The 20,742-nt window shown below is 72.7% G+C and carries 19 protein-coding genes; 13 read left to right on the forward strand and 6 right to left on the reverse strand.

All coding sequences use genetic code 11. The annotated features are described in order from the left end of the window. Positions 1–38: 38 nt before the first annotated feature. Positions 39–1,127 (reverse strand): MaoC/PaaZ C-terminal domain-containing protein, encoded by a 1,089-nt coding sequence (locus tag MICAU_RS01025; protein WP_013283412.1) that lies wholly within the window; start codon positions 1,125–1,127, stop codon positions 39–41. After that, entirely contained in the window at positions 1,127–2,485 is a 1,359-nt protein-coding gene (locus MICAU_RS01030; RefSeq protein ID WP_013283413.1) for a 3-oxoacyl-ACP reductase, read from the reverse strand. Before MICAU_RS01030 ends, MICAU_RS01025 begins: the two co-directional genes overlap by 1 nt. Before the next feature lie 55 nt (positions 2,486–2,540). On the opposite strand from MICAU_RS01030, the gene MICAU_RS01035 reads away from it, so the two are divergent. From MICAU_RS01035 to purB, 4 genes are all read left to right on the forward strand, one after another. Next, complete coding sequence (locus MICAU_RS01035; RefSeq protein ID WP_013283414.1) at positions 2,541–3,833, forward strand: acetyl-CoA C-acetyltransferase; 1,293 nt, start codon at positions 2,541–2,543, stop codon at positions 3,831–3,833. 93 nt (positions 3,834–3,926) lie between these two features. Next, positions 3,927–4,442: a SigE family RNA polymerase sigma factor gene (locus tag MICAU_RS01040; protein WP_013283415.1), complete on the forward strand. Its 516-nt coding sequence runs from the start codon at positions 3,927–3,929 to the stop codon at positions 4,440–4,442. Next, complete coding sequence (locus tag MICAU_RS01045) at positions 4,439–5,185, forward strand: hypothetical protein (protein ID WP_013283416.1); 747 nt, start codon at positions 4,439–4,441, stop codon at positions 5,183–5,185. The genes MICAU_RS01040 and MICAU_RS01045 overlap by 4 nt, the downstream gene beginning before the upstream one ends. Positions 5,186–5,273: 88 nt before the next feature. Continuing rightward, the gene (purB, locus tag MICAU_RS01050) at positions 5,274–6,698 is read left to right on the forward strand and encodes an adenylosuccinate lyase (protein WP_013283417.1); all 1,425 of its coding nucleotides are present in this window, start codon (positions 5,274–5,276) and stop codon (positions 6,696–6,698) included. Between the two features lie 103 nt (positions 6,699–6,801). Here purB and MICAU_RS01055 read toward each other — a convergent pair whose 3' ends face one another. Both MICAU_RS01055 and MICAU_RS01060 read right to left on the reverse strand, forming a co-directional pair. Further along, on the reverse strand, positions 6,802–7,377 hold the full coding sequence (locus MICAU_RS01055) for a YbjQ family protein (protein ID WP_174361687.1): 576 nt from the start codon (positions 7,375–7,377) through the stop codon (positions 6,802–6,804). Between the two features lie 12 nt (positions 7,378–7,389). Beyond that, positions 7,390–8,073 carry a S1 family peptidase gene (locus MICAU_RS01060; RefSeq protein ID WP_013283419.1) on the reverse strand — a complete coding sequence of 228 codons (684 nt, stop codon included), beginning with the start codon at positions 8,071–8,073 and terminating at the stop codon, positions 7,390–7,392. A 470-nt stretch (positions 8,074–8,543) separates the two neighbouring features. Here MICAU_RS01060 and purS point away from each other — a divergent pair, with 470 nt between their 5' ends. From purS to MICAU_RS01080, 4 genes are all read left to right on the forward strand, one after another. After that, positions 8,544–8,807, forward strand: a complete 264-nt coding sequence (gene purS / locus MICAU_RS01065) for a phosphoribosylformylglycinamidine synthase subunit PurS (protein WP_013283420.1) — start codon at positions 8,544–8,546, stop codon at positions 8,805–8,807. Beyond that, positions 8,804–9,487, forward strand: coding sequence for a phosphoribosylformylglycinamidine synthase subunit PurQ (purQ, locus tag MICAU_RS01070; protein ID WP_013283421.1), 684 nt, complete (start codon positions 8,804–8,806; stop codon positions 9,485–9,487). The genes purS and purQ overlap by 4 nt, the downstream gene beginning before the upstream one ends. A gap of 64 nt (positions 9,488–9,551) precedes the next feature. Further along, positions 9,552–12,263 carry a phosphoribosylformylglycinamidine synthase subunit PurL gene (purL, locus tag MICAU_RS01075; RefSeq protein WP_013283422.1) on the forward strand — a complete coding sequence of 904 codons (2,712 nt, stop codon included), beginning with the start codon at positions 9,552–9,554 and terminating at the stop codon, positions 12,261–12,263. A gap of 10 nt (positions 12,264–12,273) precedes the next feature. After that, positions 12,274–13,023 (forward strand): 2-phosphosulfolactate phosphatase, encoded by a 750-nt coding sequence (locus MICAU_RS01080; protein WP_013283423.1) that lies wholly within the window; start codon positions 12,274–12,276, stop codon positions 13,021–13,023. Between the two features lie 90 nt (positions 13,024–13,113). Here MICAU_RS01080 and MICAU_RS01085 read toward each other — a convergent pair whose 3' ends face one another. Next, on the reverse strand, positions 13,114–15,486 hold the full coding sequence (locus MICAU_RS01085) for a carboxypeptidase regulatory-like domain-containing protein (protein WP_041798745.1): 2,373 nt from the start codon (positions 15,484–15,486) through the stop codon (positions 13,114–13,116). Between the two features lie 100 nt (positions 15,487–15,586). On the opposite strand from MICAU_RS01085, the gene MICAU_RS01090 reads away from it, so the two are divergent. The 5 genes from MICAU_RS01090 (at position 15,587) to amcA (ending at position 20,250) form a co-directional block, all read left to right on the forward strand. Next, on the forward strand, positions 15,587–15,940 hold the full coding sequence (locus MICAU_RS01090) for a sterol carrier family protein (protein ID WP_041798746.1): 354 nt from the start codon (positions 15,587–15,589) through the stop codon (positions 15,938–15,940). A gap of 168 nt (positions 15,941–16,108) precedes the next feature. Continuing rightward, a complete protein-coding gene (gene purF / locus MICAU_RS01095; RefSeq protein ID WP_013283425.1) occupies positions 16,109–17,626 on the forward strand; it encodes an amidophosphoribosyltransferase in 1,518 nt (505 codons plus the stop codon). Positions 17,627–17,683: 57 nt separating this feature from the next. Next, entirely contained in the window at positions 17,684–18,838 is a 1,155-nt protein-coding gene (purM, locus tag MICAU_RS01100) for a phosphoribosylformylglycinamidine cyclo-ligase (RefSeq protein ID WP_013283426.1), read from the forward strand. Positions 18,839–18,965: 127 nt separating this feature from the next. Continuing rightward, complete coding sequence (gene amcB, locus MICAU_RS01105) at positions 18,966–20,057, forward strand: cyclophane-forming radical SAM peptide maturase AmcB (RefSeq protein ID WP_174361756.1); 1,092 nt, start codon at positions 18,966–18,968, stop codon at positions 20,055–20,057. Beyond that, positions 20,038–20,250, forward strand: a complete 213-nt coding sequence (gene amcA, locus MICAU_RS01110) for a multiple cyclophane-containing RiPP AmcA (RefSeq protein WP_013283428.1) — start codon at positions 20,038–20,040, stop codon at positions 20,248–20,250. Before amcB ends, amcA begins: the two co-directional genes overlap by 20 nt. Before the next feature lie 150 nt (positions 20,251–20,400). Here the strand turns inward: amcA and MICAU_RS01115 are convergent, their stop codons facing one another. Beyond that, positions 20,401–20,616, reverse strand: a complete 216-nt coding sequence (locus MICAU_RS01115; protein WP_013283429.1) for a DUF3073 domain-containing protein — start codon at positions 20,614–20,616, stop codon at positions 20,401–20,403. Positions 20,617–20,742: the final 126 nt, after the last annotated feature.

Here is a 20,742-nt window from a genome sequence, read left to right on the forward strand (position 1 = left end):
AGCGCCGAAAAGAGGGGACGGCAAGTCCCCTCTTTCGCTCAGCGCACCGAACCGACCAGATGCGGCCTTCCGTCCCGGGCGCTGTGCAGCGCGAAGTCCCAGCCCTCGCCGGTCGGCGAGGCGCTGAACGCGACAGTGGACGGCAACGGCACCGGCAGCTTGAACGACACGTCCACCGTGTACGCCTCGGGCAGCCGGGGCTCCAGCGCGGCCAGGCAGCGGGCCTTGCTCCACATGCCGTGCGCGATCGGGCGCGGGAAGCCGAACAGCCGCGCGCCCAGCTTCGAGGTGTGGATCGGGTTGTGGTCGCCGGAGACGCGCGCGTAGTCCGTACCCACCCGGGGCGTCACCCGCCACCGCGCCGAGGCGGCCGGCGGCGCCGGGCGGTCACCCCGGTCGCGCCGCGGGCCGCCGCCTGCGGCGCGCTCCTTCCCGAGGTACGTGGACACGCCGCGCCACACCTCCTCGCCGCCGATCGAGCCGACCAGCACCACGTCGAGCTGGCGGCCCCGCTCGTGCGGGCGCAGGTTCTCCGCGTACGTGTGGAAGTCGACGCTCTCGCCGACCTCGACCGGGCGGTGCACGGTGATCCGGTTGGCCACGTGCACCACGCCGGTGAGCGGGATGGGGAAGCCCGGACCCGTCATCAGCCGCAGCGACAGCGGGAATCCGAGCACGTGCAGATACGTCGCCGGCAGCCGGTCGGTCAGCCGGAACCCGCACACCCGGTCGTAGTCCGCCAGGTGCCGCTGATCCACAGCGACCCCCGAGACGCCCAGTTCAAGTCCCGGCACGTCCGCCCCGCGACGCCCCCCGACCCCCGGCACCACTCCCAGCAGCGCCCGCCGGTAGAGCGCCCCACTCGCAGGCAGCCGCGACAGTGCCACGCGCCGCCGCCCCTCCGACCCCGCCTCTTCCCTCTCCCCTTCACCCCGTCGATCATGAGGTTGGCTGCCTTGTGGATCTCCAGAAGTGCCGTCAACTTCATGATCGTCGGAGGAGGGGTGGGCCTGGGTGGGGTGGGACTGGGCCTGGGCGGCGGCTCGGGCTGCGGTCAGGTCCCGGGTGGGGCCCTCGATCAGGTCGTGCAGGGTCAGGTCGTCGTCCTCGTGGTCACGGGGTGCCATCACGCCCCCAGCAGGCTCTGGCCGCAGACCCGGACCACGTTGCCGCTCACCGCGCCGGTCGCCGGCCAGGAGAGCCAGCCGATCGTCTCGGCCACGTCCACCGGCAGGCCGCCCTGGGCCATGCTGTTCATCCGCCGTCCCGCCTCGCGGATCGTCAGCGGGATGCGCGCGGTCAGCCGGGTCTCGATGAAGCCCGGCGCCACGGCGTTCAGGCTGATCCCGCGCTCGCGCAGCACCGGCGAGAGCGAGTCGACCAGGCCGATCACGCCGGCCTTGCTCGTCGCGTAGTTGGTCTGCCCCCGGTTGCCGGCGATCCCGGCGATCGACGAGACCGACACGATCCGGCCGCCGGCCGGGATCAGGTCGCGTTCCAGCAGTACGTCGTTGATCCGCTCCTGGCTGGACAGGTTCACGTCGATCACCGAGTCCCACCGGTCGGCGTCCATCCGGCCCAGCGTCTTGTCCCGGGTGATGCCCGCGTTGTGCACCACCACGTCGACCCGGCCGTGCCGGGACGCCAGATGCTCCGCCAGCCGCGTCGGCGCATCAGGCGCGGTCAGGTCGAGCTGCACCGCGCTGCCGCCGATGTCGTTCGCGACAGCGGCCAGCTCGTCCCCGGCCGCCGGGATGTCCAGCGCCACCACCTGGGCGCCGTCGCGGGCCAGCACCTTCGCCAGTGCCGCGCCGATGCCCCGGGCCGCGCCGGTCACCAGCACCACCTGCCCGGAAAGCGGCCGGTCCCAGTCGGCCGGCGCCACGGCGGTGCCGGTGCCGACGCGGACGACCTGGCCCGAGACGTACGCGGACCGGCCGGAGAGCAGGAACCGGAGCGTGGACTCCAGGCTCACCGGGGTGCCGGCGTCACCCTCGCGTGTCACGTAGACGAGCTGGGCGGTCACGCCCCGGCCGAACTCCTTGCCGATGCTGCGGGTCAGGCCCTCCAGCGCACGCTGGGCGGTAGCCTCCCGGGGGGAGCCGCACTCGGCCGGCGGGGTGCCCAGCACGATCACCCGGCCGCTGGGCAGCAGCGAGCGGGCCTGCGGGTGGAAGAAGTCGTAGAGCTGGCGCAGCCCGGCGGAGTCGGTGATGCCGCTGGCGTCGTACACCAGGGCCGCGAAGCGGCGGTCGGCGTCGTGGGCGGCGACCGGGTCGGCCAGCTCGACCCCGGCGGCGGTCAGGATCTTGCCGGCCGGCTCGGCGATCCGGCCGCTGGCCGAGGAGCCGAGCAGGACCGGCCCGGGAACGAGCGGGTCGCCCGGCGTGTGCCGGCGCAGTCGGGGCGGGTCGGGCAGCCCGAGGCGCTTGACCAGCGCGCGACCGGCCCCCGTCTGGACGAAGCTCGCGTACCTGTCGGTCATAGGCGTAGCCTACTGGCGAGTAGGGTTCGGGCAACAGTTTCGAGGGAGGCCGATCGTGCAGAGTGTCCGGCGGGTCGCGGTCATCGGGGGCAACCGCATCCCCTTCGCCCGGTCCAACTCGCGCTATGCGCACGCGTCGAACGCGGACATGCTCGGCGCGGCGCTCGACGGGCTGGTCGCCCGGTTCGGGCTGGCCGGCGAGCGGGTCGGCGAGATGGTGGCCGGCGCGGTGCTCAAGCACTCCCGCGACTTCAACCTCACCCGTGAGGTGGTGCTCGGCTCCCGGCTCGACCCGCACACCCCCGCGTACGACATCCAGCAGGCCTGCGGCACCGGGCTGGAAGCGGCCATTCTGGTCGCCAACAAGATCGCCCTCGGGCAGATCGAGGTCGGCATCGCCGGCGGCGTCGACACCACCTCGGACGCGCCGCTCGCCGTCAACGAGGACATGCGGCGCACCCTGATCCAGCTCAACTCGGCCCGTACGCTCGGCGAACGGCTCAAGATCGCGGCGAAGCTGCGCCCGCACCAGCCGTTCAAGCCGGAGATCCCGCGCAACGCCGAGCCGCGTACCGGGCTGTCGATGGGTGAGCACGCGGCCCGGACCGCGCTGCGCTGGAACGTCGACCGGGCCGCGCAGGACGAACTCGCGCTGCGCTCGCACCAGCGGCTCGCGGCCGCGTACGACAAGGGGTTCTTCGACGACCTGATGACCCCCTACCTGGGGCTGACCCGCGACCAGAACCTGCGCCCGGACACCAGCCTGGAGAAGCTCGGCTCGCTCAAGCCGGTCTTCGGCGCCTCCGGCGCGGACGCCGAGCGGGCCACCATGACCGCCGGCAACTCCTCGCCGCTCACCGACGGTGCGTCGACTGTGCTGCTCGCGTCCGAGGAGTGGGCCAAGGCGCACAACCTGCCGGTGCTGGCCTGGTTCTCCTGGTCGGAGGCCGCCGCCGTCGACTTCGTGCACGGCGACGAGGGCCTGCTGATGGCCCCCGCGTACGCGGTGCCCCGGATGCTGGCCCGGGCCGGGCTGAGCCTCCAGGACTTCGACTTCTACGAGATCCACGAGGCGTTCGCCTCCCAGGTGCTGGCCACCCTCGCCGCCTGGGAGTCGCCGGAGTTCTGCAAGGAGCGCCTCGGCCTGGACGCCCCGCTCGGCTCGATCGATCGGGACAAGCTCAACGTCAACGGCTCGTCGCTGGCGGCCGGACACCCGTTCGCCGCCACCGGTGGCCGGATCGTCGCCACGCTGGCCAAGCTGCTGGATCAGAAGGGGAGCGGGCGCGGCCTGATCTCCATCTGCGCAGCCGGCGGGCAGGGCGTGACAGCGATCCTGGAGCGCTGACGAGGACGCCCGCCCGGTTCTGCGCCGGGCGGGCAACCCGCGTGCCGGCTCGTTCCGTCCCCTGGGCATGAGGCGAGCGAGGGGTGGCACTTCGTGACCGGGCGCGACGAGGAGTTCCGCGACTACGTGACCGCCCGGCTGGAGCCGCTGCGCCGGACGGCGTACCTGCTCTGCCGGGACTGGCATACGGCGGACGACCTGGTGTCGATCACGTTGAGCAAGCTCTACCGCAACTGGCGGCGGGCGCTCGGCGCGGACAACCTCGACGCGTACGTCCGGGGGATGCTCACCAACGCGTGGCTGGACGAGCGGCGCCGGCCGTGGCGGCGGGAGCGCAGCACCGACGAGGTGCCGGACCGGGCCGACCTGGCAGCCGGGGAGCCGTCGGTCGGTGAGCGGGAGATGCTGCTGGAGCTGCTGGGCCGGCTCGCGCCGCGCCGACGGGCGGTGGTGGTGCTCCGCTTCTACTGCGACCTGTCGGTCGAGGAGACCGCGCAGATCCTGGGCGTCAGCACCGGAACCGTGAAGAGTCAGGCCGCCCGTGCGCTGGAGACGCTGCGGCTGCTCGCCTCGCACCATTCGGCAGCGGAGAGCGGGAGGCAGAGATGACGTACCGGCAGATCTTCGACGAGGCGATCGGCGATGCGCCGCCGACGACGGTGGACGTGGACGCCCTGGTGGCGCGGGAGGGCCGGCGTCGGCGGCGAACGGTGGGGGCGTACGCCTCGGCGACCGCGGTGCTGGCACTGGCGCTCGGCGTCGGCGTGGTCGTGCAGCCGGGGGCGTCCGGTGGTCCGGCGCCCGCCCACTCGGCCGCGTCCGCCGCCGCACGGACCGAGCCGGAGCGCCTGCGCGCGGCGATGCTCGCCGCGTTCCACCGGGAGGCGCCGGACCTGCGGTGGGTGCAGGGCGCGTCGACCGGGGACCGCGAGACCTGGGACGGCCCGGTCACCGACGAGCCGCCGTGGTGGGTGCAGCGGTTGCAGTGGGAGTCCGCGACCGGCTGGTTGGCTGTGGGTGTCGCCGCTCGGGGCGAGGTCCGGTCGTACCTGAACATCAACGTGGGCCGGGTACGCCCCGGCCACACGTCGGGCCCGGACCGGTGCCGCCCCGGCGAGGTCACGTGCCGGTCCTTCACCGGCCCCGGGGGCGAGCTGGTGGTGGCGCACGACGCGGAGGGCAGGAACCTGGCGAAGCCGGTGACCAAGCGCACGGTCCTGCGTACCGTGACCGTCAAGCGGGCCGACGGCGCGTTCGTGTCGGTGCAGACGGTCTCGTCCACCGACCGACACCTGATGACAGTCGAGGAGATGGCAGCGGTCGCGCTGGACCCGGAGATCCGGCTGGGCTGACGGTGTGTCCCGGTCCGGCCCGCCCACAGGCCGGACCGGGTACCGGCGTCGCCGGGACCGGCCCGGGCCTCATGAAAGACTGAGGTACGTGACGACGATCCCGAACGTGCTCGCCAACCGGTACGCCTCGCCCGAACTGGTCGCCCTCTGGTCACCGGAGGAGAAGGTCCGGATGGAGCGCCGGCTCTGGCTGGCGGTGCTCAAGGCCCAGCGTGATCTCGGCGTGCCGGTGCCGGACGGGGTGGTCGAGGCGTACGAGCGGGTGGTCGACCAAGTCGACCTGGCCTCGATCGCGGCGCGGGAGCGGGTCACCCGGCACGACGTGAAGGCCCGGATCGAGGAGTTCAGCGCGCTCGCCGGGCACGAGCACGTGCACAAGGGGATGACCTCCCGCGACCTCACCGAGAACGTCGAGCAGCTCCAGATCCGTGCCTCGCTGGAGCTGATCCGGGACCGGGTGGTCGCCACGCTGGCCCGGCTGGGCTGGCACGCGGGGGAGTACTCGGCCCTGGTGATGACCGGCCGGTCGCACAACGTCGCCGCGCAGGCCACCACGCTCGGCAAGCGCTTCGCGTCGGCGGCTGAGGAGCTGCTCATCGCGTACGAGCGGCTGGAGGATCTGATCGGCCGCTACCCGCTGCGCGGGATCAAGGGGCCGGTGGGCACCGCCGCCGACCAGCTCGACCTGTTCGACGGCGACGCCGCCAAGGTGGCCGAGCTGGAGCAGCGGGTGGCCGGGCACCTGGGCTTCCGCCGGGTGCTGGACAGCGTCGGCCAGGTCTACCCGCGCTCGCTCGACTTCGACGTGCTCTCCGCGCTGGCCCAGGTGGCCGCCGCGCCGTCGTCGCTCGCCACCACGATCCGGCTCATGGTGGGCCAGGAGCTGGTCACCGAGGGCTTCAAGCCGGGCCAGGTCGGCTCCAGCGCGATGCCGCACAAGATGAACACGCGCTCGTCGGAGCGGGTGAACGGCTTCGCGGTGATCATCCGGGGCTACCTGTCGATGGTCGGCGAGCTGGCCGGCGACCAGTGGAACGAGGGCGACGTCTCCTGCTCGGTGGTGCGCCGGGTAGCGCTGCCTGATGCGTTCTTCGCCGCCGACGGGCTGTTCCAGACGTTCCTCACCGTGCTGGACGAGTTCGGCCCGTACCCGGCGGTGATCAACCGGGAGCTGGAGCGCTTCCTGCCTTTCCTCGCCACCACGAAGATCCTGGTGGCGGCCGTGCGCCGGGGTGTGGGCCGGGAGGTCGCGCACGAGGTGATCAAGGAGCACGCGGTCGCCGTGGCGCTGGCGATGCGGGAGAAGGGCGCGGCCGAGAACGACCTGTTCGACCGCCTGGCCGCGGACGGCCGGCTGGGCCTGACCCGGGCCGAGATCGACACGCTGGTGGCCGACCGCAACGCCTTCGTAGGCGCCGCCACCGACCAGGTCGCCCGCGTGACCGCAAGAATCACCAGGGTCGTGGAGTCCCACCCCCAGGCGGCGGCCTACTCCCCGCCCCCCATCCTCTGACGGCCCTGTCCTTCTGGTCGATCATGAAGTTGGCGGCACTCAAGGAGATCATTCCTGCCGTCAACTTCATGATCGACGCGGCAGAGGCTGCAGACAGCGCCGGTCAGGGGCCGGTGGGGGTTTCGGCCGCGGAACTCAGGTTGGGGGCGCTCGCGGGCTCGGCGATGCCGCCGGGCGCGGAGGCGATCTCCGGCTCGTGAGCGGTCTCGGCCGCGATCGCCGGCTGGTCCGGCGGCATGACGTCCGGCATCTTCGGCGCGACGATCACCGCCGTGCCGTACGCGCAGATCTCCATCCACATCTCGCCGCAGTCGCGGCTGTCGAAGCGCATGCCGATCACCGCGTTCGCGCCCAGGCGGCGTGCCTCCTCGCCGAGGCGGGCCACCGAGTCGGTACGCCACCGGGTCAGGTTGTCCGGCGCCATCGGGTCGTAGGCGCCACCGCGCAGGTTCTTGACCCCCTCGCGGTACGGGTTGCGGGTCCTCGCCATCGAGGAGACCACTTCGCCGAGGATCTGGCGGATCTCGTAGCCGGGCAGTTGATCCGTCGTCACGACCAGCACGCTTCCGATGCTGTCAGTCCCCGGCCGGGTGGTTCGCGAGCCGTGTTCAGCTGATCGGATGCTGAAAAACGGCGCGGCGCGGACGGCCGGGCCGCACCCGACCGATCCGCGCCGCATCGGCATCAACCGTCAGACACCGGCCGTCGAGGTGATCCAGGCCCGGTTGTACGCAACACTGCCGTAGTCCTGGATGCTCTGGCCGTCGGCGGTGGAGGCGACGCCGACCTGCCGGCCGTTGTAGAACTGCGGGCCGCCCGAGTCGCCCCGCCACGCGTTGCCGTTGACCCGGGTGCTCCGGATCGCCTGGCCGCCGTACGCGTCGGTGACGCTGGTGCTGGTCACCCGGACGCTGGCGGTCTTGAGCTGGGGCGACGCGCCGCAGCCGCTGTAGCAGGTCATGCCCCAGCCGTAGATGGTGTTGGTCGAGCCGACCGGCGGGTTGCTGCTGGCCAGCGAGACGGCGGAGGTGCTGACCGTGCTGGACAGGCGCAGCAGGGCCAGGTCGTAGCGGGTGTAGGAGGCGCTCACGGTGCGGGTCACGCCGCCCGAGGCGTAGTAGACGCTGCCGACCCGGACGGACATGGTGCCGCTGACGCAGTGCCGGGCGGTGAGCACCCACTGGGGCGCGATCACGCTGCCGGAGCACGTGAACGAGCCGTTGCTGAAGACGGCGGCGGCCCACGGCGCCGACGAGACGGTGCCGCCGCCGATGATCGGCTGGGGGCCGGCCGGCGCGGCGGTGGCGCCGGAGGCGGTGGCCAGGACGCCGGCCAGCGCGGTGGTCAGCACGGCGAGCAGGGGACGGAGGCGCATGTCGGGGCTCCTTCTGCGCGGACGCCCGGGGTTGCCGGGCAGGGGGTGACACCCGCCGGATGGGGTGGGCCGGCGAGGGACGTCGATCTAACTCATCGACATCTGACGATGCATGCTACGGCCGTGACACCCTCTGTCACAAGGTGCGGATCGAATCGCGCCGATGGCGTGACGCGCGCCGCGTGCCGCGCGGGCGCGCTGTCGGATACCGGTCGAAGGTGGGGTGTTTCGCGGCAGAATGCCTGGTAGGAGGTGGTGCCAGGGGGCGTCCACAAGCACGGAGCGCAACGAATTCGCATCGGCGCCGCAACGAACGGGCAACGGTGCCCGTCCGGTGCCGCCGGTGGGGCCGATCGGTGCCGGAACTGCCCCCGGCCGGTGCGGGCCGGGCGGTATCTGCCAGGTAGGCTGGCTCCGCTCGCCCGATTGTTGGGCCGGCACCCAACTGCGTACACAGTCAGGAGTGCCCAGTGCCTCGCGTCGTAGTCGACGTCATGCTCAAGCCCGAGATCCTCGATCCGCAGGGCCAGGCCGTCGCAAACGCGCTGCCCCGCCTCGGCGTCAGTGACGTCGCCTCGGTTCGGATCGGCAGGCGGATCGAGATCGAGTTCACCGGCGAACCGGACCTGGACCGGGCCCGGGAGATCGCCGACAAGCTGCTGGCCAACCCGGTCATCGAGGACTTCACCGTCCACGTGGTCACCGCCGACGAGACCGCGGGCGCGCAGTCGTGACCGCCCGGGTCGGTGTGGTCACCTTCCCCGGCTCGCTCGACGACGGGGACGCGGCCCGGGCCGTACGGATCGCCGGCGCCGAGGTGGTCCGGCTCTGGCACGGCGACCCGGACCTGCACGGGGTGGACGCTGTCGTCCTGCCCGGCGGCTTCTCCTACGGCGACTACCTGCGCTGCGGCGCCATCGCCCGGTTCGCACCGGTGATGGAGACGATCGTCCAGGCCGCGCGCGGTGGCCTGCCGGTGCTCGGCATCTGCAACGGCTTCCAGATCCTCTGCGAGGCCCATCTGCTGCCCGGGGCGCTCACCCGCAACCAGCACCTGCACTTCCGCAACCGGGACCAGGTCCTGCGGATCGAGAGCACCGGCACCGCCTGGACGAACGCGTTCCAGCCGGGCCAGGAAGTGCTCATCCCGGTCAAGAACGGCGAGGGCTGCTACGTCGCCGACCCCGCGACGCTCGATCGGCTGGAGGGCGAGGGCCGCGTCGTCGCCCGCTACGTCGGCGGCAACCCCAACGGATCGCAACGCGACATCGCCGCGATCACCAACGAGGCCGGCAACGTCGTCGGCATCATGCCGCACCCCGAGCACGCGGTGGAGGCGCTCACCGGCCCCTCCCTGGACGGCCTCGGCTTCTTCACCTCGGTGCTCAAGCATCTGGTGGGAGCGCCGGCGTGATGGTGGCCGGGAACATCGGTCGGCCCACCCGCCGCACCGGCGGCGAGCGCAGCAAGGAGACGTCATGACCACCCATCCGGACCCGGCCCTGCGCGAGCCGCAGGGCGTGGTGCCGCAGGCCGGCCCGACCGACGACTGGGCGCTGGGCGTGGACACCGTTCCCCGGGCCGCCGACTCGCCGGAGGAGCTTCAGCCGTACGCCGAGCTGGGCCTCCGCGACGACGAGTACGACCGGATCCGGCACATCCTCGGCCGCCGGCCCACCCAGGCCGAGCTGGCCATGTACTCGATCATGTGGAGCGAGCACTGCTCCTACAAGTCGAGCAAGGTGCACCTGCGCCAGTTCGGCGAGAAGGCGCCGCCGAGTGACCGGCTGCTCGCCGGCATCGGGGAGAACGCCGGCGTGGTCCGGGTCTCCGACGAGCTGGCGGTGACCTTCAAGGTCGAGTCGCACAACCACCCGAGCTTCGTCGAGCCGTACCAGGGCGCGGCGACCGGCGTCGGCGGCATCGTCCGCGACATCCTCGCCATGGGCGCCCGCCCGGTCGCCGTGATGGACCCGCTGCGCTTCGGCGCGGCCGACCACCCGGACACCGCCCGGGTACTGCCCGGCGTGGTCGCCGGCGTCGGCGGCTACGGCAACTGCCTGGGCCTGCCCAACATCGGCGGCGAGGTCGTCTTCGACCCCTGCTACCAGGGCAACCCGCTGGTCAACGCGCTCTGCCTGGGCGTGCTGCCGGTCGACCGGCTGCAGAAGAAGGACGCCACCGGCCCCGGCAACATCGTGGTGCTGATGGGCGCCAAGACCGGCCGCGACGGCATCGGCGGAGTGTCCGTGCTCGCCAGCGCCACCTTCGACGAGGGCAGCGAGCAGCGCCGCCCGTCCGTGCAGGTGGGCGACCCCTTCATGGAGAAGCTGCTCATCGAGGCCTGCCTGGAGCTGTACGACGCCGAACTGGTCGTCGGCATCCAGGACCTCGGCGGCGCCGGCCTGACCTGCGCCCTCACCGAGACCGCCGCCTCCGCCGGCACCGGCATGCGGGTCTGGCTGGAGCGCGTGCCGCTGCGCGAGCCGTCGATGGAGCCGCACGAGATCCTGGCCAGCGAGTCCCAGGAGCGGATGCTGCTCGTCGTCTCGCCGGACAAGCTCGACGCCGTGCTGAAGACCGCCGAGAAGTGGGGCGTCTGGGCCACCGCCATCGGCGAGGTCACCGCGCCGTCGGCGGACGGTCAGCCGGGCCGCCTGGTCGTCACCTGGCGCGACCAGCTCGTGGTGGACGTGCCGCCGGGCTCGCTCGTCGACGACGGCCCGGTGTACGCCCGGCCGATGCGCGAGCCGGCCGACCTGATCCTGCTCCAGGCCGACCGTGCCGAGACGCTGCCCCGGCCGAGTACCCCGGAGGCGCTCCGGGAGACCGTGCTGCGCATGATCGCGTCGCCGAACCTGGCCGACAAGACCTGGGTGACCGAGCAGTACGACAGGTACGTGCTCGGCAACACCGTGCTCGCCCAGCCGGAGGACTCCGGCGTGATCCGGATCGACGAGCGCAGCGGCCTGGGTGTCGCGCTCTCCGTCGACGGCAACGGCCGGTACGCCCGCCTCGACCCGTACCACGGGACGAAGCTGGCGCTGGCCGAGGCGTACCGGAACGTGGCGGTGACCGGCGCGAAGCCGATCGCGGTGACCAACTGCCTGAACTTCGGCTCGCCGGAGGACCCGGGCGTGATGTGGCAGTTCGCCGAGGCCGTGCGCGGCCTGGCGGACGGCTGCCTGGAGCTGGGCATCCCGGTGACCGGCGGCAACGTCAGCTTCTACAACCAGACCGGCGCCGCCGCCATCCACCCGACCCCGGTGGTCGGCGTGCTGGGCGTGCTCGACGACGTCGCCGACCGGGTGCCGATAGGCTTCGTGCCGCGTCCGGCCGGCGACCACGACCAGCTCTTCCTGCTGGGCGAGACGCACGTCGAGCTGTCCGGCTCGGAGTGGGCCTGGGTGACGCACGAGCACCTGGGCGGCATCCCGCCGCAGGTCGACCTGGCCCGCGAGCGGCAGCTCGCCGAACTGCTGGCCGAGGCGGCCCGGGTCGGGCACCTCAGCTCCGCGCACGACCTGTCCGACGGCGGCCTGGCGCAGAGCCTGGTCGAGTCGGCTCTGCGCCGCGGCGTGGGCGCCCGGGTCGTGGTGCCGGAGCACTTCGCCGGTGGCTCGATGCCGTTCGTGTTCCTGTTCAGCGAGTCCGCCGGCCGCGTGCTGGTGTCGGTGCCGCGCGGCCACGAGAAGGCGTTCACCGCCCTCTGCGCCGAGCGCGGCGTGCCGTGGGAGTTCATCGGCGTCACCGACCCGGCCTCCGGCGGGCTGGAGGTGCACGGCCAGTTCCGGATCGGCCTGGACGAGCTGCGCGAGGCGCACACCGGTACGCTCCCGCGGCTGTTCGGTGCCGCCGAGGCGGCCCGCGTGGAGGTGGAGGCGACCCGTACCGGGACCACCACTGTGCTTCCGGCCACCGCCGAGCAGCCGGTCGGCGTGGACCCGGCCGCTGTCGACGCCGAGCCGATCGCCAAGGCCGGCCGGGACACTCCGGCGGCCGACGCCGAGGCGTCCGCACCCGCCGCCGCGGCGGAGCCCGAGGCGTCCGCTGCGGCGTCCGACGAGGCCGAGCCGGCCGAGGGTACGGCGACACCGGCAGTCGACGGAAACCCGGCCCAGGACGAGTCGGCGCCCGCCGACGGGTCCGACGCTCCGGCTCCCGGTGAGCCGGCGCCGGGTCAGCGCTGAGGCGCTGGCCTTGGCCGTCTTCGCCCAACCCGGCGCCGGTGCCCGGTTCGACTGGGGACTGACCGGGGCGGCGGAACTCGGCCGGGTCTGTGCCGCCCTGGTGGTGGTGGACGTGCTGTCGTTCACCACCGCCGTGGAGGTTGCGGTGAGCCGCGGCATGCGGGTGCACCCGTTCCCGTGGGGCGAGCAGGCCGCCGACTACGCCCGCCGGGTGGGGGCCGTGGCCGCTGTGGGCCGCCGGAAGACGACTGCGGAGCACCAGTGGTCGCTGTCCCCGGCGGCGCTGCGGGCCGCGCCGGTCGTCGCCGACCTGGTGCTGCCGTCACCCAACGGTTCGGCGATCAGCGCCGCCGCGAGCGCCACCGGAGTGCCGGTGGTCGCGGCGTGCCTGCGTAACGCACCCGCCGTCGGGCGCTGGCTGCGCACCGAGGGGTACGGCTCGAAGGACGCACCCGTGGGCGTGGTGGCGGCCGGGGAGCGCTGGCCCGACGGGTCGCTCCGGCCGTGCGTGGAGGACCAGCTCGGTGCGGCCTGCGTGCTCGACGCGCTCGCCGATGTGCCCGGCGGGCTCTCGGTGGAGGCCGCGATGGCGCTCGCCGCGCTGGCGAGCACGCCGGACGTGCCGGCAGCGGTCCGGGGATGCGTCTCCGGGCGGGAACTCGCCGAGGGCGGCTTCGCCGAGGACGTCACGGTCGCGACCGAGGTGGGCGTCTCCGACGTGGTGCCGGTGCTCCGCCAGGGCTACTTCGCCCCCGCCTGAGCACCGCTTCTGCTCCCGACCTGCGGGCCCGCTGACGACTGTGGCCGCCCGCTGTTCGCGGGCGGCCACAGTTCTCACATCTGGTGTCTGTCAGTCGTCCAGCCAGTCGAGGCGTCGTCCGCTCCGGTCCGCCTGCCCGTCCGGGCGGGCGCGACCGGCCTGCGCCGGGTCGTTGGGGTAGCCGTTGTCGTAGCCGCCCCCGCGCTGCTGCGGCGGCTCCTGGCCGTAACCGCCCTGCTGGCCGTAACCGCCCTGCGGGTTCTGACCGTAGCCCTCGCCGTACCCGCCGCCCTGCTGGCCGTAGCCGCCCGCCTGGTGGCCGCCGTCGTAACCGCCACCGGCGTTGCCGTAGCCACCGGCCGGCGCGTCGCCGTACCCGCCCTGCTGACGAGTGCTGTCGTAGCCACCTGTCGCGCCGCTGTCGTACCCCCCGGCGCCCTTGTCGTAGCCGGCCTGGGACCGGCTGTCGTAGCCGCCGGCGGGGTTGTCGTAGCCGCCCGCGGGCGCGTCGCCGTATCCGCCCTGCTGCCGGGTGCTGTCGTAGCCGCCGGCAGGGGCGTCGCCGTAGCCACCGGCGGGGGCGTTGTCGTACCCGCCGGTCGGGGCGTCGCCGTAGCCGCCGCCCGCCGCGCGACCGCCGCCGTAGGCCGGGGCGTCGCCGTACCCGCCGGTCGGGTTGTCGCCGTAGCCACCGCCCGCGGCGTTGCCGTAGGCGCCGGTGGGCTCGCCGTATCCGCCCTGCTGGCGGGTGCTGTCGTAGCCGCCGGTCGCGCCGTTGTCGTATCCGCCCGACGCGGCGCCGTAGCCACCGGCCGCGCCGTAAGCGTCGCCCTGCTCCGGGCCACGGCCGTACGGGGCCGAGCCGGACTGGTCGTAGCCGCGGTCCTGCTCCGGCTGGTAGGTGCTGGTGGGGTACGGGTCGGCCGCCGGTGCGTACTGCGTGCTGTCACCGGTGTAGCGGCCGGTGGGCTCGTCGAAGCGCTCGTTGCCGTAGCCGCCGCCCTGGGCCGCGTAGCCGGCCGCGCCAGCCGCGGCACCTGCGGCGTAGTCCGGGTTGCCGTAGCCGGCACCGGAGGAGGGTCCGTTGCCGTAGCCGCCGCCCGAGGAGGGCGCGTTGCCGTAGCCGCCCGCGCCGCCGTAACCGCCCTGGCCCGCTGCGTCGTCGCCGTAGCCGTAGCCGCCCTGGCCGCCGCCCGCGCCGTACGCCGGGCCGGGCGGCGCGCCGTACGGGTCCGGCGGGACGTCGTCCACGACCGGCCGCTGGAGCATGGTGGGGGCGTCGCTGATCGAGGGGCCGCCGACCATCGTCGCGGCCGGGGCGCCCATGCCGTTCACCACGCGGGTCTGGTCGTCGGTGCCGTGGTACGCGCCCCGGGCCGCCGGGATCGCACCGGCCGCGCCGGGACCACCCGGACCGGTCGGTCCACCCGGACCGTCGCCGTCGCCGTCGTCGCCCTCGTTCTTGCGGCGCATGTAGAGCAGCACGATGGTGCCCACGCCGACGGCGACGAACAGGCCGCCGAGCAGGATGAGCAGCCAGGAACCGAAGCCGCCGGAGTCCTCGTTCGCGGCCGGCTGCTGCGCGGCGGGCGCCTCGGCCGACGGGGTGTCGGTCGCCTCCTCGTCGAGCGGCTCCTCGGACGGCGGGGCGGACTCACTCGCCGACGGGGTGGCGCTCGGGCTCGCCGACGCCTTCACCTGGATGCTGAGCCGGACGCCGGTGACCGACTGGCCGGCGTTCGCGTTGATCGACCGGGCGACCGGCGAGGCGCCGTCGGTGGAGGCGCCGAGGTCGATCCGGCCGGGCGCGATCGGGTTGGACTCGGAGCCGCTGAAGCTGAAGTTGCCGTTACCACTGGTGTTGGTGCGGCGTTCCTTGCCCGCGCTGTCGCGGAGCATGACGAGGGCGCCCTCGATCGGATCGCCGTCGGCGTTGACCACCTTGCCCGACACCGTCTTGACGGTCTGCGGCTGCTGCGACGGCGGTGCAGCAGCCCGCACCGTCAGCGAAAGTGCGGCGCTGTTCGAGTCAGTCGGCGTTTCTGCAGTGAACTGAACGTTTGCGCCATCGGTCGCCGACGCACCAGAGCTGGCCTTCAGCGTTACAGGCACGTTGCGCTGTCCGACCACAGCAACTGGCGCATTGCAGCCAGCGCTGCAGGTGACGCCTGATGGCAGTCCGGCCACCCTGATCGTGACCTGGGTCGGACCGGAGTCGGTGACCTTGACCCTCACCTGAATGGAGGCATCGCTGTCGGCGCTGATCGTCAGGGAGCTCGGGTTGACGCTGACTTCGGGGGGTTCCGCGAAGGCGGGAGCTGCGGGGACGGTGAGCAGGGCGCCGAAGACCAGCGCTACGACCACACCGGCCCGCTGCTTCCAGGCACGTCGGTGTGTTGACACGTCCACCGCCTTCCGGGTCTGATCCCCCCGTCGGCCGCTCGGCCGAGGTTGATCACTCACGGTACGAATAACGCCGTCGGCAACTATGCCTTGTCTGACCGGATCATCTCTACCCAGGGCCGCCGTCGGGCGGCCTTCTGCCGGGTCGTATCGTCCCGTCGTGTCCTCTCCGCACGCTTATTCCGAAGCGGTACGCGCCGCACTGGTGGCGCTGGACGAGGGGCGTACGCCCGAACGGCCGGTGCTCCGGGAGGCGGTCCGGACGCTCTTGGCTGCCCTCGCGGATCGCGCCCCCGGCCGATCGGTGGAGGTGCGCGTCCCACCCTACGGTGCGGTCCAGTGCGTGAGTGGTCCACGACACACCCGTGGTACGCCGCCGAACGTGGTGGAGATGGACCCGCCGACCTGGCTGGCGGTCGCCACCGGGCGCCAGGGATGGGCGGAAACGGTCACTGAGGGTCGCATCCGGGTTTCCGGGAACCGGGCTGACCTCTCCCCGTACCTCCCGATTTAGGCGTCGAGCAGGGCAAACTCTGCTCACGCTGAGCGGACGCTTCGTGACTGTCGGTGTCGACTGCTGGTCGCGTACACTGAGAGCCGACGACGGTCCCGGCCCATGCGTGCGGAGCTGCCCCCCTGACTCCGCCAGGCCAGTCCAGACCCCACTGCGAGGGAGCGGCAGGTGCCCCGAGGCGATGGCCGGCTGAGCCACGACCTTGACCCCCAGCGACCCGGCCCACAGGACGCGTGCGGCGTCTTCGGCGTCTGGGCGCCGGGTGAAGAGGTCGCCAACCTCACCTACTTCGGGCTCTACGCCCTCCAGCACCGCGGTCAGGAGGCCGCGGGCATCGCGGTGAGTGACGGCTCCGGTGTCGTGGTCTACAAGGATCTCGGCCTGGTCGCCCAGGTGTTCGACGAGCCGACGCTGGCGAGCCTGCGCGGGCACGTCGCGATCGGGCACGCGCGCTACTCCACCACCGGCGGCTCGACCTGGGAGAACGCCCAGCCGACCATCCGTGCCACGACCGCCGGCACCACGATCGCGCTGGCGCACAACGGCAACCTGGTCAACACCGCCGAGTTGCAGCGCGAGGCCGCCGTGCGAGGGCTCGACTCGGACGGCTCGACGAACGACACCTCGCTGGTCACCATGCTGCTGGCGAGCCGGCCCGACCTGTCGGTCGAGGCGGCCGCGCTGGAGGTGCTGCCGCAGCTGCGCGGCGCGTTCAGCTTCGTCTTCATGGACGAGTCGACGCTCTACGCGGCGCGCGACGCGCACGGCGTACGCCCGCTGGTGCTCGGCCGGCTCGAACGCGGCTGGGTGGTGGCGAGCGAGACCGCCGCGCTGGACATCGTCGGCGCGAGCGTGGTGCGCGAGGTCGAGCCGGGCGAGCTGATCGCCATCGACGAGAACGGGCTGCGTTCCAGCCGGTTCGCCTCGCCCGAGCCCAAGGGCTGTCTCTTCGAGTACGTGTACATCGCCCGGCCGGACGCCACCATCGCCGGCCGCAACGTGCACGCCGCGCGGGTGCAGATCGGCCGCCAGCTCGCCAAGGAGCATCCGGTCGAGGCCGACCTGGTGATCCCGGTGCCGGAGTCCGGCACGCCGGCCGCGATCGGCTACGCCGAGGAATCAGGCATCACGTACGGCCAGGGCCTGATGAAGAACCCGTACGTCGGTCGCACGTTCATCCAGCCCTCGCAGACGCTGCGCGCGCTCGGCGTCCGGCTGAAGCTGAACCCGCTGCGGCAGAACGTACGCGGCAAGCGCCTGGTGGTGGTGGACGACTCGATCGTGCGGGGCACCACCCAGCGGGCGATCGTCCGGCTGCTGCGCGAGGCGGGCGCGCTGGAGGTCCACGTCCGGATCTCCTCGCCGCCGGTGAGCTGGCCCTGTTTCTACGGCATCGACTTCGCCACCCGCGCCGAGCTGCTCGCCAACGGGCTCGACAACGACGGCATCCGGCGGTCCATCGGCGCCGACTCGCTCGGTTACGTATCGCTGCCCGGTCTCATCGCCGCGACCGAGCAGCCGAAGAGCCGGCTCTGCCGGGCGTGCTTCGATGGGGAGTACCCGATCGAACTGCCGGCCGGGAACCTGATCGGCAAGCACGTGCTCGAAGGAGTGGGACGCCGGGTCGCCGCCGAGGCGGCCGGGCCGACCGGTCCGCTCGTCGCCACACCGACCCACCACCCGTAGCACCACCGACGCGGGTCCGGCCGCTCCGGGCCCGCGGGAACCACAAAGGGGAGAACCGTGACGCACGTGTCCGAGCGCAGCGGCGCAGGATCCAGCCCGACGGGCGCCGGCGGCGACCGCCAGCCCTGGTCGGCGGGTTCCGGCCGGACGCAGCGCAAACGCTCGGTCTCGTACGCCGACGCCGGGGTGTCGATCGAGGCGGGCGACCGCGCGGTCGAGCTGCTCAAGTCGAAGGTCAAGGAGACCCGGCGCCCCGAGGTCATGGGTGACCTGGGCGGCTTCGCCGGCCTGTTCCGGCTGGACACGAAGAAGTACAAGAACCCGATCCTGGCCTCCTCGACCGACGGCGTGGGCACCAAGCTGGTGATCGCCCAGCAGCTCGACATCCACGACACGGTCGGCATCGACCTGGTCGCCATGGTCGTCGACGACCTGGTGGCCTGCGGCGCCGAGCCGCTGTTCCTGCTCGACTACATCGCCACCGGCGAGGTCGTGCCGGACAAGGTCGCCGAGATCGGCGCGGGCATCGCGGACGGCTGCCGGTACGCCGGCTGCGCGCTGCTGGGTGGCGAGACCGCCGAGCACCCGGGCGTGCTGCGCCCCGACGAGTACGACATCTCGGCCACCGGCGTCGGCGTGGTGGAGGAGAGCGAGATCCTCAGCCCGGAGCGCGTCGAGGTGGGCGACGTGGTGATCGCCATGCGCTCGTCCGGCCTGCACTCCAACGGCTACTCCCTGGTCCGGCACGTGCTGCTCGGCGCCGGCCGGATGCGGCTGGACGTGGTGATCGACGACTTCGGCCGTCAGCGGACGCTCGGCGAGGAGTTGCTCACCCCGACCAAGATCTACGCACAGGACTGCCTCAAGCTGATCGCCGAGGCCGAGGTGCGGGCGCTGGCCCACGTCACCGGCGGCGGCATCCCCGGCAACCTGGTCCGGGTGCTGCCCGAGCACGTCGACGCCGTGGTGAACCGCTCCACCTGGAAGCCGCAGCCGATCTTCGACCTGATCCAGTCCAAGGGCCGAATCGAGGACCCGGAGATGGAGGCGACCTTCAACATGGGCGTCGGCATGTTCGCGATCGTCTCCGCCGAGGACGCCGACCGCGCGCTGGCCACCCTGACCGGCCGGGGTGTGGACGCCTGGCAGGCCGGCGAGATCATCGAGGGGTCCGGCAACGTGCAGATGGTCGGGCAGCACACCCGAGGCTGATCACCCTGCGCCGATCGGCCGGGCACGTGATCGGGGGTTCACCCGAGCGGTCGCCGCGGCCTAGCCTGGAGGTTCGGTTTTCAGGCAGGCGGGGGAGGTGCTGATGGCTGCGCGCACGCCCGGAGGGATGCGGGGCATCTCTGCCGTCCCGTCGTACGTGGTGATGCAGCCGACGACGCTGTGCAACCTCGACTGCGCCTACTGCTACCTCCCCTTCCGGGCGGTCGACAGGCGGATGCCGGTGGCCGTCGCCGAGGCGGTGGCGGCGTCGGTGAACCCGTGGGCGGCGGGCGGTCGCTTCTCCGTGGTCTGGCACGGCGGGGAGCCGCTCGCTGCGGGCCGGGAGCACCTGGCCGCGCTGCTGGCGCCGTTCGGGCCCGACGTCGAGCACCACGTGCAGACGAACGCCACCCTGATCGACGACGCCTGGTGCGCGTTCTTCGCCGAGCACCGGGTGCGGGTCAGCATCAGCGTGGACGGGCCGCGGGCGCGCAACGGCGAGCGGGTCACCCGGGGCGGGCGGCCCGCGTACGACCGGATCGTGGCGGGTGTGGCGGCGCTGCGCCGCCACGGCCTGCCGTTCTCGGCGCTCGCGGTGGTCTCGCGGCCGGAACCGGGCCTGGCGACCGAGCTGTACGACTACTTCCTCGACCTGGGCTGCGACGTGCTCGGCGTCAACATCGAGGAGACCGAGGGCGTCAACACCCGGACGAACGCGCGCGACGAGGGCGCGGTCACCGGGTTCTGGGCGGAGCTGGTGGCGGCCTGGCGCCGGGATCCCCGGATCCACCTGCGTGAGGTGGAGTGGTCGCTGCGGTACGCGGGCGCGGTCCTGGCCGGCACCGCCGACGACCTGCTGCCCCGGAGCCTCGACCCGATCCCGACGGTCGGGCACGACGGCTCGGTGGTGGTGCTCTCGCCGGAGCTGGCCGGCTTCACCGACCCCCGGTACGGCGACTTCGCCAGCGGGAACGTGCTGACCACGCCGCTGGGCGACATCCTCGCGGGCGCGGCCGGTACGCCGTGGGTGGGCGAGTTCCTCACCGGCGTGGAGGCGTGCCGGGCGTCCTGCGCGTACTTCGGGTTCTGTGGCGGCGGGCACGCCGCCAACCGCTACTTCGAGCTGGGGCGTTTCGACGGTACGGAGACCGAGCACTGCCGTAACAGCAAGATCCGCCTACTGGAGGGAGTGTTGGAGCATGCCCGAGACCATCAGTGACACCGACCGGGAGGCGGTCGCCGACCGGGTGCGGGACGCCGCTGCGGGGCTTACCGCTCTGCTTCGGGAGGCGGAGGCGGCGCGGCTGCTGCGGGCGGAGGTGTCGGGCGGCGACGGCGCCGACGCGGTGTGCGCGTGGAACCACTTCGAGAACATCCCGACGTTCTACAACTGGAACAACCGGCCACGCTGAGGGAACGGTTCCGCGATCAAGGACCTGCCGGCGCGTCGGAGCGGGCGCCCCGGAGCGCCGGCAGGTCCCTGATCGTCGGTCGTACGCCGGCTCAGCAGAGCACATGCGTGAGCACGCGGGGGTTACCGCGTGCTCAGATGTGACCGGAGGTCAGCGGGTCGGACGAGCCCAGGTGTCCGGGTCGTCGTCCGCGTGGTCCTCGTCATCGTCGTCGACATACTCTTTGTAGTCGTCGTCGAAGTTGTGCTCAGACTTTCCACTACCCGCCAGTTCGCGCTGCAAGGCGGTTAGGTCGGTGTTCGGGGAGTGGTACTTCAACTCCCGGGCCACCTTCGTCTGCTTGGCCTTAGCACGGCCGCGCCCCATGGCTCGACCCCCTCGCACAGAATGCGGGGCAGCCCGAAGGCGGGCCCCGATGACGTCAGGCATCTCTCGTGGCTCTTACGGTACATGGGGATGCCATCGTTCGGCACCTCGGGTCACCGTCGACCG

Origin of the sequence: Micromonospora aurantiaca ATCC 27029, assembly GCF_000145235.1 — a bacterium.
GTDB classification, from domain to species: domain Bacteria; phylum Actinomycetota; class Actinomycetes; order Mycobacteriales; family Micromonosporaceae; genus Micromonospora; species Micromonospora aurantiaca.